Source organism: Variovorax sp. 10L421 (genome assembly GCF_056395365.1).
In genome coordinates this window covers 35,032-51,329 of record NZ_JBFTJJ010000020.1, presented here as the reverse complement: position 1 = coordinate 51,329, position 16,298 = coordinate 35,032, and the positions used below count along the sequence as shown (strand labels likewise).

General features: G+C 67.9%; 9 protein-coding genes. All 9 read left to right on the top strand.

The features are described from left to right. The first annotated feature begins 169 nt into the window (after positions 1–169). The gene (gene xdhA, locus AC1DFC_RS22285; protein WP_478180016.1) at positions 170–1,774 is read left to right on the top strand and encodes a xanthine dehydrogenase small subunit; all 1,605 of its coding nucleotides are present in this window, start codon (positions 170–172) and stop codon (positions 1,772–1,774) included. A 2-nt stretch (positions 1,775–1,776) separates the two neighbouring features. Further along, a complete protein-coding gene (xdhB, locus tag AC1DFC_RS22280) occupies positions 1,777–4,227 on the top strand; it encodes a xanthine dehydrogenase molybdopterin binding subunit (RefSeq protein ID WP_478180015.1) in 2,451 nt (816 codons plus the stop codon). Positions 4,228–4,389: 162 nt separating this feature from the next. Then, positions 4,390–5,391, top strand: a complete 1,002-nt coding sequence (locus tag AC1DFC_RS22275) for a LysR family transcriptional regulator (RefSeq protein WP_007838608.1) — start codon at positions 4,390–4,392, stop codon at positions 5,389–5,391. A gap of 78 nt (positions 5,392–5,469) precedes the next feature. Then, positions 5,470–6,870, top strand: coding sequence for an NCS2 family permease (locus AC1DFC_RS22270; RefSeq protein WP_007838606.1), 1,401 nt, complete (start codon positions 5,470–5,472; stop codon positions 6,868–6,870). 111 nt (positions 6,871–6,981) lie between these two features. Next, a complete protein-coding gene (locus AC1DFC_RS22265; RefSeq protein ID WP_007838605.1) occupies positions 6,982–8,496 on the top strand; it encodes an ABC transporter ATP-binding protein in 1,515 nt (504 codons plus the stop codon). Then, positions 8,489–9,634 (top strand): ABC transporter permease, encoded by a 1,146-nt coding sequence (locus AC1DFC_RS22260; protein WP_413314614.1) that lies wholly within the window; start codon positions 8,489–8,491, stop codon positions 9,632–9,634. Before AC1DFC_RS22265 ends, AC1DFC_RS22260 begins: the two co-directional genes overlap by 8 nt. Before the next feature lie 165 nt (positions 9,635–9,799). Beyond that, a complete protein-coding gene (locus AC1DFC_RS22255; protein ID WP_413314613.1) occupies positions 9,800–10,720 on the top strand; it encodes an ABC transporter permease in 921 nt (306 codons plus the stop codon). Positions 10,721–10,768: 48 nt separating this feature from the next. After that, a complete protein-coding gene (locus AC1DFC_RS22250; RefSeq protein ID WP_478180014.1) occupies positions 10,769–11,941 on the top strand; it encodes a BMP family ABC transporter substrate-binding protein in 1,173 nt (390 codons plus the stop codon). Positions 11,942–12,256: 315 nt separating this feature from the next. Further along, complete coding sequence (locus AC1DFC_RS22245; protein WP_478180013.1) at positions 12,257–16,285, top strand: TOMM system kinase/cyclase fusion protein; 4,029 nt, start codon at positions 12,257–12,259, stop codon at positions 16,283–16,285. Positions 16,286–16,298 lie beyond the last annotated feature (13 nt).

The following is a 16,298-nucleotide window of genomic DNA, read 5'->3' as shown; positions in this document are numbered from 1 at the left end:
GACGGGGCCTTCGCGTGGCCCGGGAATTGCAGCATGCGCGCAAGGGTTTCCCCGTACGTGGCATACCGACCCCCACATACGCGTTATGGGCGCCCCCGTATGCAAGACCCCGGACAAGCCGCTAACGTCCATGACTGACCCACGACGGGTCTCCCACGAGCCCAAAAGCATGAGCACCGACAGCAGCACCAGCAGCCAGATTCAACCGATCCGCTTCTTCCATCGCGGAAGGATCGTCGACGTCACCGGCGTCCACCCGACCCGCTCCGTGCTCGACTGGCTGCGCGAGGACGCCCGCTGCACCGGCACCAAGGAAGGTTGCAACGAGGGTGACTGCGGCGCCTGCACCGTCGTCATCGGCGAACTCGCCACCGACCCCGATGCCGAAGGCACCATCGACGGGTTGAACCTGCAGACCGTGAATGCCTGCATCCAGTTTCTTCCCACGCTGCATGGCAAGGCGCTGTTCATGGTCGAGGACCTGAAGAGCCAATGCAAGACCCGGGAGGCCGCTGAAAAGAAGCAGCATGCCGTGCACACGCTGCACCCTGTCCAGCAGGCGCTGGTCGACTGCCACGGCTCCCAGTGCGGTTTCTGCACGCCCGGCTTCGTGATGTCGCTGTGGTCCACCTACGAGCACCACCAGGCCGAAGGCACGCAACCCACCCGCCAGCAGCTGGCCGACGAACTCTCGGGCAACCTGTGCCGCTGCACCGGCTACCGCCCGATCCTCGATGCCGGGCAGCGCATGTTCGACCTGCCGGCCGTGCGGCTCGACACGAAACCGGTGGTCGCGGCCCTCACCGCGCTGCAGAACGACGGCCTTGACTATGCCGCCCCGCTCGGCGCCCGCGTCGACCACTTCCATGCGCCGAAGACCCTGGCGCAGCTCGCCGCGCTGCGCGAGCAGAAGCCACGCGCCCAGCTGCTGGCCGGTTCGACCGACGTCGGCCTTTGGGTCAACAAGCAGTTCCGCGACCTGGGCGACATCATCTACGTGGGCGACGTGGCCGAAATGAAGACCATCGAAGACCGCAAGGAGGAGCTCTACATCGGCGCCGGCGCCTCGCTCGAATCCGCCTTTGCCGCGCTGGTCCAGCGCGTGCCGAGCCTCTCCGACGTATGGCTGCGCTTCGCCTCGCCGCCGATCCGCCATGCCGGCACCATGGGCGGCAACGTCGCCAACGGCTCGCCCATCGGCGATTCGCCGCCGGTGCTGATGTCGCTTGATGCACAGATCGAGTTGCGCCGCGGCGATGCGGTGCGCCGCATGCCGCTGTCCGAGTTCTATCTCGACTACATGAAGAACCAGCTGCAGCCGGGCGAGTTCGTCCAGGGGCTGGCCGTTCCGCACGCTGCGCTGCGCCGCCAGGTGCGCGCCTACAAGATCAGCAAGCGCTTCGACTGCGACATCTCGGCGCTGTGCGCGGGCTTCGCCATCGAACTCGAAGCCGGCAGCGACACGGTCAAGGCCGCGCGCCTGGCCTTCGGCGGCATGGCCGCCATCGTCAAGCGCGCCGCGAACGCGGAGGCGGCGCTGGTCGGCAAGCCATGGACGCAGGCCAGCGTTGCCACCGCCAAGCTCGCGCTGGCACAGGACTTCAAGCCGCTGTCGGATATGCGCGCTTCGGCCGACTACCGGCTGCAGGTGGCGCAGAACCTGATCCAGCGGCTCTGGCTCGAGACCCGCGCCGAAGACGCCCTGTCGCTGGAAGAAACCAGCGTATGGAGCGTGATGCCCCATGCCACCAAGGCCGCCGCCGAAGGAGTCTGACCATGAACAAGCCCATCGACGCCCGCCTGCTGCAGCCCGCCGAGGCCTTTGCCGATTACCTGGCCAACACCGCCGCGCGCATCGACGTCGGTGCCGAAGCGCTCGCGCACGATCTTGGCGCGCGTGTCGGCATCAGCCGGCCGCACGAGTCGGCCCACCTGCACGTGGCCGGCGAAGCGACCTACATCGACGACATTCCCGAACTCGCCGGCACGCTGCACTGCGCGCTGGGCCTGTCGCCGGCCGCCAACGGCCGCGTCACGGCGCTGTCGCTCGACGCGATCCGTGCGATGCCCGGCGTGGTCGCGGTGCTCACGGCCGACGACATTCCCGGCAGCAACGACTGCGGTTCGATCATTCACGACGACCCGATCCTGCTGCCCGTGAACCACGGCGGCGAGATCCGCTACCTCGGACAACCCGTATTCGCCGTGATCGCCGAGACGCGCGATGCAGCGCGCCGCGCCGCTGCGAAAGCCAAGGACGCGTTGACCATCGACGCGCAGCCGCCGGTGATCACACCGCAGGACGCCCATGCGCGCGGCCAGTACGTGGTGCCGCCGATGCACATCGTGCGCAGCGGAGGCAGCGCCAACGAGGGCGACGAGGCCGCAGTGCGCGCCGCCATCGCCAAGGCGCCGCATCGCCACAAAGCCACGCTCGACGTGGGCGGGCAGGAGCAGTTCTACCTGGAAGGCCAGATCAGCTATGCCATTCCGAAGGAAGGCGGCGCGCTGCACATCCACTGCTCGACGCAGCACCCGAGCGAAATGCAGCACCTGGTGGCGCATGCGCTGCACCTGCAGTCGAACGAAGTGCATGTCGAATGCCGGCGCATGGGCGGCGGCTTCGGCGGCAAGGAATCGCAGTCGGCGCTGTTCGCCTGCGTGGCGGCCATCGCGGCGCGCCAGTTGCAGCGCCCGGTCAAGCTGCGGCTCGATCGCGACGACGACTTCATGATCACCGGCCGGCGCCACTGCTTCTGGTACGAGTACGAGGTGGGCTACGACGACGAGGGCCGCATCCTCGGCGCCGAGATCACCATGGTCTCGCGCGCCGGCCACTCGGCCGACCTGTCGGGTCCGGTGATGACGCGCGCGCTGTGCCACTTCGACAACGCCTATTGGCTGCCCAACGTGGCCATGCACGGCTTCTCGGGCAAGACCAACACGCAGAGCAACACGGCGTTCCGCGGCTTCGGCGGTCCGCAGGGCGCCATCGCCATCGAGAACATCATGGACTCGGTGGCGCGCGAACTGAAGCGCGACCCGCTCGACGTGCGGCGCGTCAACTTCTACGGCAAGACCGACAACAACGTCACGCCGTACCGCCAGACCGTGACCGACAACATCGTCCATGAACTCGTGGCCGAGCTGGAAGCCAGCAGCGGCYACCGCGCGCGGCGCGAAGACATCGCGGCCTTCAACAAGGCGAGCGTGGTGCTCAAGCGCGGCCTCGCGCTGGCGCCGCTGAAGTTCGGCATCTCGTTCAACGTGAAGCACTTCAACCAGGCCGGCGCGCTGGTGCACGTGTACACCGACGGCTCGATCCTCGTGAACCACGGCGGCACCGAGATGGGGCAGGGCCTGAACACCAAGGTGGCGCAGGTGGTGGCGCACGAGCTGGGCGTGAGCTTCGAGCGCGTGCGGGTCACCGCCACCGACACCACCAAGGTGGCGAACACCTCGGCCACGGCAGCATCGACCGGCGCCGACCTGAACGGCAAGGCCGCGCAGGACGCGGCGCGCCAGATCCGCGAGCGCCTTGCCGAATGCGCGGCCGAGCGCCACGGCGGCAAGGCCGGCGAGGTACGCTTTGCGAACGACAAGGTCGAGGTCAATGGCCGCTCGCTGGCCTTCAGCACCGTGGTGGGCGAGGCGTACCTCGACCGCAAGCAGCTGTGGTCCGATGGTTTCTACGCCACGCCCGGCCTGAGCTGGGACAAGGACAGGATGCAGGGCCGCCCGTTCTACTACTACGCCTACGGTGCGGCCGTGAGCGAGGTGATCGTCGACACGCTCACCGGCGAGTGGAAGTTATTGCGCGCCGACATCCTGCACGACGCGGGCAAGTCGCTGAACCCGGCGGTGGACATCGGCCAGGTCGAGGGCGCCTTCATCCAGGGCATGGGCTGGCTCACCACCGAGGAGCTGGTGTGGCACCCGCAAAGCGGCATGCTCACCACGCACGCGCCCAGCACCTACAAGATTCCGACGGCCAACGACTGCCCGCCGGTGTTCAACGTGCGCCTGTTCGAAGGCCAGAACTTCGAGGACTCGATCCACCGCAGCAAGGCCGTGGGCGAGCCGCCGCTCTTGCTGCCGTTCTCGGTGTTCTTCGCGATCCGCGATGCGGTGTCTGCCGCGGGCGGCCACCGCATCGATCCGCCGCTGAAGGCGCCGGCCACGAGCGAGTCGATCCTTCGTGCCATTACCGCTGTCCAGTCCGCATAGTCACTCGTAGACTTTGGCGCATGTCCAAAGTTCTCCCAATGCCCTACCTCCTGATCCCCTTCGCGAAACACCGCGGAACCGGCTTTGCCGGGCCGCTGGTGTTGCCCCCGGCAGGGGGTTGGCGAAGCGACACGAAGTGCGCGAAGACTGGGGGGACGTCACATGCGTGACCAGGCACTTTTCGACAAGATCGATCTCCACCTGATCCGGGTGCTTCACACCGTGCTGACCGACCGCAGCGTCTCGCGCGCCGCCATCCGGCTGGGCATGTACCAGCCGGCCGTGTCGGCCGCGCTGAAGCGCCTGCGCGAGCTGTCGGGCGACCCGCTGCTGGTGCGCTCGGGCTCGGGCATGGTGCCGACCGATGCGGGGCTGCGCATGATCGAGCCGGCCGCCAGCATCCTGCGTGCGGCCGAGATGCTGTTCTCCGACGCGCGCGGCTTCGAGCCGCAGTCGGCGGCCACCACCTTCCGCATCGCGGCCAGCGACTACATGGACCCGCTGTTCCTGCCGATGCTGGTGGCGCACGTGAAGCGCGAGGCACCGCTGTGCCAGATCGAGATCCACGCGCTCACACCCGACTCGGACTACCACGGCCACCTCGCGCTCGGCCAGGTCGACCTCGTCATCGGCAACTGGCTCAAGCCGCCGGAAGACCTGCACATGGCGCGGCTCTTCGGCGACGAGGTGGTGTCCCTGGTCAACAAGGACCATCCGGCGGTGCGCCGCGGCTGGGACCTGGAGACCTGGCTCGCGGCCGAGCACATCGCGCCCACGCCCATGCATCCGGGCGGGCGCGGCATCATCGACCAGATGCTCGACGAGCTGGGGCGGCAGCGCAACATCACGGCGCGCTGCGCGCACTTCAGCCTCATCCCGGACATGGTGGCCTCGAGCCTGCTGGTGTTGACCACCGGGCGCCAGTACTGCGAGCGCTTCGCGTCGCGGCTGCCGCTGAAAATTCTCGATTGCCCCGTGGCGCTGCCGCGCCTCATGTACTACCAGCTCTGGCACGAACGCACCCATTCGTCGAGCTCGGCGCGCTGGCTGCGCGAATGCATCAAGGACGTGGCGGCGTCGCTGCGTCCAACGGTTTCCGCCCTGTCCGGTGTATCCGGCGCCGCAACGCGCCTGCCCGCCGCGCCTGAAACCTTCGATCCCTGAGAGATCCCCGTTCGCGCCGGCGTCGTGAGCGGGGCAACGATGAAGCAACCGCCACTACAACAGCTGGAGACAAGCGAAATGAGTACGTTCGAACAGGCGCCGCAGGGCGCCGATCCCCGCACGCCGGGGCATGTCGAGTCCGCGCGTGCGCGTGCGGCCGTGAGCGGTGCAAGCGGCCCGGGCCTGCTTGAACGCGTGTTCAAGCTCAGCGCGCACAACACCACGGTGCGCACCGAAGTCATCGCGGGGCTGACCACCTTCCTGACGATGGCCTACATCATCTTCGTGAACCCCTCGATCCTGGGTGACGCGGGCATGCCGAAGGGCTCGGTCTTCGTGGCCACCTGCCTCATTGCGGCGCTGGGCACGCTGATCATGGGCCTGTACGCCAACTACCCGATCGCCATGGCGCCGGGCATGGGGCTGAACGCCTACTTCGCCTACGTGGTGGTGCTCGGCATGGGCTACACGTGGCAGGTTGCGCTGGGCGCGGTGTTCATCTCGGGCTGCCTGTTCCTGATCGTCACGGTCACGGGGTTGCGGGAGCTGTTCATACAGGGCATACCGCAGTCGCTGCGAACGGCGATCACGGTGGGCATCGGCATGTTCCTGGCGCTCATCGCATTGAAGAGCGCTGGCGTCGTCGCGGCTTCGCCGGCCACCTTCGTCACGCTGGGCGACCTGCACTCGGCGCCGGTGATCCTGGCCACGCTGGGCTTCCTCATCATCGTGGCGCTCGACAAGCTCAAGGTGCGCGGCGCGATCCTGATCGGGATCGTCACGGTGACGGTGCTCTCGTTCTTCTTCGGCGGCAACAAGTTCCACGGCGTGTTCGACGCGCCGCCGTCCATCGCGCCCACCTTCATGCAGCTCGACATCCTGGGCGCGCTCAAGGGCGGCATCCTGAACGTGGTGCTGGTGTTCTTCCTGGTCGAGATGTTCGACGCCACCGGCACGCTGATGGGCGTGGCCAAGCGCGCCGGCCTGCTGGTGCCGGGCAAGATGGAGCGCATGAACAAGGCGCTGCTGGCCGACAGCGGCGCGATCTTCGCGGGCTCGTTGCTCGGCACCTCGAGCACCACGGCCTATGTGGAGAGCGCGGCCGGCGTGCAGGCGGGCGGACGCACCGGCCTCACGGCCGTGGTGGTGGCGCTGCTGTTCCTGGCCTGCCTGATGATCTCGCCGCTCGCGGGATCTGTGCCGGCCTACGCCACCGCGCCGGCGCTGCTCTTCGTGGGCTGCCTGATGCTGCGCGACCTGGTCGAGCTCGACTGGGAAGACACGACCGAGGTGATCCCGGCCGCCGTCACCGCGCTCACGATGCCCTTCACCTACTCCATCGCCAACGGCTTGGCCTTCGGCTTCATCACATACGCCGTGCTGAAGCTCTGCACCGGCCGGGCACGGGAAGTGCATGCGATGGTCTGGGTCATCGCCGCCGTGTTCCTGTTCAAGTTCGCCTATATCGGCGGACACTGACTTGAACTGAGCAAAGCGCCGTCGGGCGCCGATGGTCGCGGGGACGTTATTAAACTGATAGCCGTTTCCGCTTTGTTGCTGTTGACGAGACAAAAATCCACGAAACCCGGCATGACAACCCCAAGACTCCAACTGGCGAACATCACCAAACGATATCCCGCGGTGGTCGCCAACAGCGACATTTCCCTGGCCGTGCAGCCCGGCGAGATCCACGCCGTGCTCGGCGAGAACGGCGCCGGCAAATCGACCCTGATGAAGATCATCTACGGCTCGGTCAAGCCCGACGAAGGAACCGTCATGTTCGACGGCCAGGCCGTGAACCTGCGCAACCCGCAACAGGCGAGGGCGCTGGGCATCAGCATGGTGTTCCAGCACTTCAGCCTGTTCGACACGCTCACGGTGGCCGAGAACGTCTGGCTGGGACTCGACAAGTCGCTGCAACTGGCCGAGGTGGCGCGCAGCATCACGGCCAAGGCGGGCGAATACGGGCTCGACATCGACCCGGCGCGGCCGGTGCACACGCTGTCGGTGGGCGAGATGCAGCGGGTCGAAATCATCCGCGCGCTGCTCACCAACCCCAAGCTGCTGATCCTCGACGAGCCGACCTCGGTGCTGACGCCGCAGGCGGTGGTCAAGCTCTTCCACGTGCTGAACAAGCTGGCCTCCGAGGGCTGCAGCATTCTCTACATCAGCCACAAGCTGCACGAGATCCAGGAGCTGTGCAGCGCCTGCACCGTGCTGCGCGGCGGCAAGGTCACGGGCGTGTGCAATCCGCAGAACGAAAGCACCCAGTCGCTGTCGCGGCTGATGATCGGCAGCGAGCCGCCGCCGCTGCAGCACCGGCCGGTGCATGCGGGCGCGGTGGCGCTGCGCGTGCAGGGGCTGACGCTGGCGCGCGAAGACCAGTTCGGCATGGACCTCGAGGGCATTTCGTTCGAGGTTCGCGCGGGTGAAGTGGTCGGCATCGCCGGTGTCTCCGGTAACGGCCAGAAGGAGCTGCTCTACACGCTGTCGGGCGAGGACGTGCGCGCCGAGGCGCCGATGGTCCGGGTGTTCGACCAGCCCGCCGGCCGGCTGCGCCCGCGCGCGCGCCGCGCGCTTGGCCTGCACTTCGTGCCCGAGGAACGGCTGGGCCGCGGGGCGGTGCCCACGCTGGGGCTCGCGCACAACCTGCTGCTCACGCGCGGCGATGCGGTGGGCCGGGGCGGATGGATCCGCACCGGCGCGCTCGAGCGGCAGGCGAAAGCCATCATCGAGCGCTTCAAGGTCAAGGCAGGAGGCCCTCGCGCGGCGGCGCGGTCGCTGTCGGGCGGCAACCTGCAGAAATTCATCGTCGGGCGCGAGATCGACGCCAACCCGAAGCTCTTCATCGTCTCGCAGCCGACCTGGGGCGTGGACGTGGGCGCGGCCGCGCTGATCCATGCCGAGATCCTCGCGCTGCGCGATGCCGGCTGTGCGGTGCTGGTGATCAGCGAGGAGCTCGACGAGCTGTTCAACATCTGCGACCGGCTGCACGTGATCGCCAAGGGCCGGCTGTCGCCCTCCATCGACCGCGCGGCCGCGACGCTGCCGCAGATCGGCGAATGGATGAGCGGCCTGTGGAAGAAGGAGGCGGCCCATGTTTAAGCTCGAACCCCGTCCGGAGCTTTCGCGCTTCTGGAGCTATGCCTCGCCGATATTGGCGCTGGCGATCACCGTGCTGATCGGCGTGGCGCTGTTCGCGGCGCTCGGCAAGGACCCGGTCAAGGGCCTGCTGGTGTTCTTCTACGAACCCATCAAGAGCGGCTATGCCATCGGCGAGCTGATGGTCAAGGCCACGCCGCTGCTGATCATTGCGCTGGGGCTGGCCGTGTGCTTCCGCTCGAACGTGTGGAACATCGGCGCCGAAGGGCAGTTCGTGTTCGGCGCCATTGCGGCCGGTGGCGTGGCGCTGCTGGCCGACAAGAGCACGGGGCAGTGGATCGTGGCCGCCATCCTGGTCGCGGGTGTCCTCGGCGGCATGGTGTGGGCGGGCATCGTCGCGTTCCTGCGCGACAAGTGCAACGCCAACGAGATCCTGGTGAGCCTGATGCTGGTCTACGTGGCGACGCTGCTGCTGGGCTACATGGTCTACGGGCCGTGGAAGGATCCGAACGGCTACAACTTCCCGCAGACCAAGACCTTCGAGGCGGTCACGCAGATCCCGCGCCTGTTCAAGGGCTCGCGCGTGAGCATCGGGCTGGTCATCGCGCTGGTGGGCGCGGGGGCGCTGTGGGTGTTCCTGTTCCGCACGCGCGCGGGCTTTGCGCAGCAGGTCGGCGGGCTGGCGCCGGCGGCCTCGCGCTACGCGGGCTTCTCGGCGCGGCGCGCGGTGTGGATCGCGCTGCTGACCTCGGGCGGCGCGGCCGGCCTCGCCGGTGCGCTCGAAGTGGCGGGGCCGCTCGGCCAGCTCACGCCCTACGTGCCGGCGGGCTATGGCTTCGCGGCGATCATCGTGGCCTTCGTCGGGCGGCTGCATCCGGTGGGCATGATCTTCTCGGCCCTCCTGATGAGCATGTTCTACATCGGCGGTGAACTGGCGCAGTCGCGTCTCGGCTTGCCCAAGTCGCTCACCGGTGTGTTCCAGGGCCTGCTGCTGTTCACGCTGCTGGCCTGCGACACGCTCATTGCCTATCGCATTCGCCGCAAGGCGGCTGTCAAGGCTGCGGGCTTGACGACGAGTTCGCTGCAGGCGAGCACACCGCTCACTGCGCCTGTCGCGCGACCGAACGAAGGAGCACTTTGAATGAAGGCCTTCGCTTCGATTCGAGTGCCGCGTGTGTCGTGGGGCGCTCACGCCGGCGGGGGACATTCGCGCAGGGGAGTACCCGGTGTCCTGCGCACGCGCCCTGAGCGACAGCGCCCCGAACATCAGCCCTCGAACACAAGCAACCCGCGCCGGAGCAATTGAATGGACAGTTACGCACTCCTCCTGGGCTCCACCCTGAGCGCCGGAACGGTCCTCGCCATCGCGGCGCTGGGCCTGTTGATCAACGAGAAGGCCGGCGTCGTCAACCTCGGCGCCGAGGGCCTGATGCTCTGCGCCGCCATCGCGGGCTTCGCGACGGTGGTCACCACGCACAACCCCTGGCTCGGCTTCCTCGCCGGCATGGCGGCCGGGGCGCTGCTCTCGGCCTTCTTCGGCGTGCTGGTGATCTGGCTCAACACCAACCAGTACGCGACCGGCCTCGCGCTCAGCCTGTTCGGCGTTGGCTTCTCGGCCTTTGCCGGCATCAACTTCGTGCAGGCCAAGCTGCCCGCGAGCGTGAGCTACGCCATCCCCGTGCTGGGCGACATCCCGCTCGTCGGCCCGGCGCTGTTCCGCCACCACCCGATGGTGTACTTCGCGGTGGTGCTGACCGTCGCGCTGATCTGGTTTCTCTACCGCACGCGTGCCGGCCTGGTGCTGCGCTCGGTCGGCGAGTCGCCCGAGTCGGCGCATGCGCTGGGCTACCCGGTGCGGCGCATCCGCTTCATGGCGGTGATCGCGGGCGGCGCGTTGTGCGGGCTGGCGGGCGCGTATCTGTCGACCGTGTACACGCCGCTATGGGTCGAGGGCATGGTGGCTGGGCGCGGCTGGATCGCGCTGGCGCTCACCACCTTCGCCACCTGGCGGCCGGTGCGCGTGCTGCTGGGCGCGTACCTGTTCGGCGGCGTGTCGATGCTGGGCTTTCACCTGCAGAGCAGCGGCGTCGACGTGCCGGCGCAGTTCCTCAGCATGCTGCAGTACATCGCGCCCATCGTGGTGCTGGCGCTGATCTCGCGCAACCCGGCGTTCATCCGCGCCAACATGCCGGCCTCCATCGGGAAACCGTTCTACCCCGGCTCATAATCGTGTTTCGTTTTTCCGCCAACCTGTCCTTTTTGAGGATTTCCGACAATGAATGATCTGAACAAGCGCTCCCTGCTCAAGCTGGCCGCCCTCACGGCGGTCGCTTCGGCGGCCCTGATCGGCTGCGGCAAGAAAGAAGAAGCGGCAGCACCGGCCGCGGCGCCCGCGCCGGCCCCGGCACCCGCCGCTGCCGCACCGGCTCCGGCAGCGCCGCTGAACATCGCATTCGCCTACGTCGGACCCGTGGGCGACGGCGGCTGGACCTTTGCGCACGACAACGCGCGCAAGGCGCTCGAAAAGGAATTCGGCGACAAGATCAAGACCACCTTCGTCGAAAGCGTGCCCGAGGGCGCCGACGCCGAGCGCGTGTTCCGCGACATGGTGAGCCAGGGCAACAAGCTGATCTTCGGCACCACCTTCGGCTACATGGAGCCCATGCTCAAGGTCGCGGCAGACAGCAAGGACGTGAAGTTCGAGCACGCGACCGGCTACAAGACCTCCGACAACATGCGCACCTACGACAGCCGCACGTACGAGGGCGCGTACATGGCCGGCGTGATCGCGGGCGCCATGACCAAGAGCAACACGCTGGGCGTGGTCGGCTCGGTGCCGATCCCCGAAGTGCTGCGCAACATCAACAGCTTCACGCTGGGCGCGCAGTCGGTCAACCCGAAGATCACGACCAAGGTCGTGTGGGTCAACGAGTGGTTCAGCCCGCCCAAGGAAACCGAAGCCGCCACCGCCCTCATCAACGGCGGCGCCGACGTGCTGTTCCAGAACACCGACTCGCCGGCCGTGCTCAAGACCGCGCAAGAGAAAGGCAAGCGCGCCTTCGGCTGGGACTCCGACATGACCGCCTACGGTCCCAAGGCCCACCTGGCCTCGGCCACCATCAACTGGGCCCCGTACTACATCAAGGCCACCCAGGAAGCCCTGGACGGCAAGTGGACCACCGGCCAGAGCTGGTGGGGCGTGAAGGAAGGTGCCATCGACCTCGTGTCGATCGCCGATGACGTGTCGGCCGAAACCAAGGCCAAGGTCGAGGCAGTGAAGAAGGGCCTGAAGGACGGCAGCTTCGTGATCTGGAAGGGCCCGATCCTCGGCCAGGACGGCAAGGAACTGGTCGCGAAGGACGCGGTGGCCGACGACAAGTTCCTCTCGGGCGTGAACTTCTACGTCAAGGGCGTCGAAGGCAAGGTGCCGGGCGGCGAGAAGAAATAAGCTCGCACCCAGGCTGCGCGCACTTCGTGTCGCTACGCCTTCCCCCTACCGAGGGCAACACCAGCGGCCCGGCAAAGCCGGTTCCGCGGTGTTCGCGAAGGAGCCCGGGCTGCGCCGGGCGGCAGCATATACACCGAAAAGTTCTAACAACCCGCACTTGTTGCGGGTTTTCTTTTTTTGGAGTGTTGCCTACCTGAAAAGTCCTTGTGTCCGCTACAGTAACAATTAGTGTCACTATTGCGTACCGTCGCAGCGCGGGACGCGGCCGAGGCAAGTCCCGGAGGACCATCAACGTTCCATCACGACGAGGCTGAAATGCAGGATGCCGCCACCAACCCCACGTACACAGCGTTGCAACCGCAATGGCCGGAATCGCTGGAGATTCCGGGCTACGACCTGCTGGAGGAACTGGGCGCAGGCGGCTACGGCACCGTCTATCGTGCGCTGCAGCAGCGCACGGGCACCGTGGTCGCCATCAAGGTCGTCAAGCTGCAGGTCGGCAGCCAGCGCGTTGCGCGTTTCCACCGCGAGACCAAGCTCTGCGCCGCGCTGCACCATCCGCACATCGTTCAGCTGCTCGACAAGGGCGAGCAGGGCGCCTGCGTCTATGGCGTCTTCGAGTACGTGCCGGGAGAAACGCTCACCAGCCTGATCCGGCGCAAGGGCGCTTTGACGGCCCCCGAAACCGCCCACCTCATGGCGGAAGTGCTGGATGCGCTGGACTGCGCGCATGCCGCGGGCATCGTGCATCGCGACCTGAAGCCGGACAACGTGATGGTCACGTTCACCGGCGCCGTCCCGCATGCGAAGGTGCTGGACTTCGGCATCAGCACCGTCATACCCACGAACAGGGGCGCCGAATTCCTGACGCTCACGATGACGGAAGAGTCCCTGGGCACGCCGGCCTACAGCGCACCCGAGCAGCTGCGCGGCGAGCCACCCGGCGTCAAGTCCGATCTGTATGCCTGGGGCCTGATGTTCATCGAATGCCTGACCGGCGTGCCCGCCATCCGCGGCGCATCGGCGGCGGAGATTCTTCATCAGCAACTGAGCCCGCAGGAAGTGCCGCTGCCCTCGGAAATCGCCAGCCATCCGGTGGCGTCCGTGCTGCGGCAGGCATTGAGGAAGAAGGCCGCCGACCGCTGCGATTCCGCGGCCACGCTGCTGGCCGAACTCGGGCGCCTGCGGCTGGACGACCTCGTGGGCGTGCTGCGCTCGGCCAAGCAGGCGCAGGACGAGGCGCTGGCCCATACCGTGGTGACGACGCGCGGCTTCTCCGAGAAGCGCCAGCTCACGGTGCTGTGCTGCAGCGTCTCGGTCTGGCCGGACGCCGACGCCGAGGGTGCCGACGATGCCTTGCCCTCGGACATCGAAAAACTGGAACTGCTGCAGCGCAACGAGCTCTCCCTGTTCGCGGAGACCGCCACGCGGCGCGGCGGATTGCTGGCGGGCACGCTGGGCGACCGGATGATCGTGCTGTTCGGCTATCCGCATGCCAGCGACACCGACGCGCGGCAGGCCGGCATGACGGCGCTGGAGCTGATTGCGTTGAGCCGCCAGCGCTCGGCCGCCATCGAGCAGGCGCACGGCGTTCATCTGGGTATCCGCATGGGCATGCACACCGGCATGGCGGTGGTGGCCGCCGGAGAAATCCCGTCGGGCCATGCCGTCAATGTCGCGGTGCGACTCGAGGGCGTTGCCGAAACCGGGACGCTGCTGGCAAGCGAAAGCAGCTACCGGCTGCTGGGGCGCCATGCGCGCTTCGACAAGGCCGGCAGCGTGGCCCTGCCGGGGCAGTCCGGCGGCATCCAGACCTATTGCCTCAGCAGCAAGCGGCAGGCGTCCATGCTGCACGAGTCGGCGGAACAGGCACTGCACGAGGCGTGCATTGGCCGCGAGCCGGAACTGCAACAGCTGCGCGCGGCGTGGGCCCAGGCCCGGCAAGGCCAAGGCGGCGCGGTGTGGATTCGCGGCGAGCCCGGCATCGGCAAGTCGTGTCTCGCCGACATGCTGCGCGAGCAGGTGGCGCAGGAAGGGTGGCAGACCGTCAGTGCGCAGTGCCAGCCCGAAAGCCAGAACAACGCGCTGACGCCGTTCCTGGCGCTGCTGCGCCAGCGGCTCGACGCCGCGCCCGACGCCGCCACGCCAGACGCCCGGCGCGAGCGGTTGCGCGAGGCCCTGCATGCGGCCGGCTGCGACGGCGAGGCGGTGCTGCCGATCTTCTGCGCATGGCTTTCCCTGCCGCTGGGCGACAGCGCGCCCAGCCAGATGTCTCCCCCGATGCAGAAGGCGCTGTTGCTGCAGTCGATCGCGCAGTGGCTGTTGCACATGGCCGAGGCGGCGCCGCTGCTGCTCCTGCTCGAGGACGTGCATTGGGCCGACCCCACGAGCATCGAGTTTCTCGAGCAGCTGGTCGCGCAGCTGCCGCAGCGGCGCGTGCTGCTGGTGCTGACCGCGCGGCCGGAATGGGAGAAGCCGCCGGAACTGCAGGCGGCGTGCATCGAGGTGCGCCGTCTGGAAGACGCGCAGGCGGCCGAACTGGCCCGGCAGGCGCTGGCGCCGAGAATCGCCGCGCCGCAGGTGATCCACAACGTGGTCGCGCGCACCGACGGCGTGCCGCTGTTCATCCAGGAAATGGCGCGCATGCTGCTCGACGCCTACCTGGTGGAGAAGGACGGCGTCTGGGTCTTCAAGGACACCGCGCAGCCAGCGGCCATTCCGGTCACGCTGCGCGACTCGCTGGTCAGTCGCTTCGACCGGCTGGGCCCCGTCAAGGGCCTGCTGCAGCTGGCCGCCACCATCGGGCGGCAATTCGATGCCGAGCTGCTGTGCGCCTGTTCGGGCAAGCTCCCCGAAGCCATGGACAAGGACATGGCCGTGCTGCTCGACGCGGGGCTCGTGGCGCCGGCCGGGCCGCCGGGCGCCTTCATCTTCCGCCACGCGCTGATCCGCGACACCGCCTACGAGTGCATGCTCGTCGCGCAGCGCCAGCAGCAGCACCGCAACGTGGCGCAGACGCTGCTGGACAGCCAGCCGCAGCGCGTGGCGGACGAGCCAGGCAGCGTGGCCCAGCACTGGGCGGATGCCGGCGAGCACGCGCAGGCCATGGCGCTGGCGGTGCAGCAGCTGCGCATTACCCAGCATCGCTCGCTGAACGACGAAACCATTTCCTACGCCCAGCACATCGACGGCTGGATGGCGCGCCTGGATGGCGCTGCGCAGCGCGAGGCGCGCCTCGACGTGAACAGCTACGTCACGCAGGCGATGATGAACAAGTACGGCTGGGCGCATGCGCAGGTGGTGGACCGCATCGCCCTGTCGCAGGAACTGCTCGACGACAGCGTGCCCCGCGAGAAGCAGGTGCAGCACCTGTGGACGCTGATCACCTTCCACCACGTCGCGAGCAACCGCGCCGAGGTGCAGCGGCTGAGCCAGCGGTTGCTCGACCATGCCGTGCAGCAGCAGGACCAGGGCGTGTTCGTGGCGGCACAGACTTATCTTGGGCTCGCGCACTATTCCGACGGCCAGTTCGAACTCGGCGAGCAGTCGCTGACCGACGCCATCGAGCGCTACAGCCCCGAAGCGCACGCGCACCATGCTGCCGACTTCGGCTTCGACACCCGCGTATGGGCCACCACGGGGCGCGCGCTGGTGCGCTGGTTCGCGGGCCACGACGCGGCCGCCCGCACCGACGCCGCGAATGCCGTCCGGTGGGCGCGGGAGATGTCGCACATTCCGTCGCTGAGCATGGCCCTGCTGTACCAGAGCCTGGGCCACCAGGCCCGCAACGACAAGGCGCGGGCGCTGGTCAGCACGGGCGAACTGCTCGGCATCACCGCGCGCTATGGCCTGCCGGCGTTCCAGGGGTATGCGGAAATCATCCGCTGCTGGGCCACCGGTGACGTCGACAGCATCGCGCAAGCCGACGCCTGGGTGCAGGCGCTGTGGGGCATGGGCTGCCGCTATTGCCAGACCTACTACCGTGCCTTCGCCGCGGACACGCTGGCCGCCAACCAGCGCTGGAGCGAAGCGCTCGAGCGCATCGACGAGTGCCTGCGCATGGCGGACGAGCTCAAGGAAGGGCTCTACAGGTCCGAGCTCCATCTGCAGAAGGCCCGCTACCTGCAGGCCGCCGGCGGTGAGCGCGCGGCGGTGGCCGCCTGCTTCGCGCAGGCCGCCGAAGTGGCGCGCGAGGGGGCCAAGCACAGGACCGAGTACGAGGCCCTGGCGGCGTTGCAGGCACTGGCGCCTGAAGGCCGCGACGTGGCCGCACGCCTGGAGGAGCTGGCCGGCCTGCGATCGGAGTTGTCTGCACGCATGCCCCTGCATGCATTTGTTTCTTGAACCAAGGATGAAG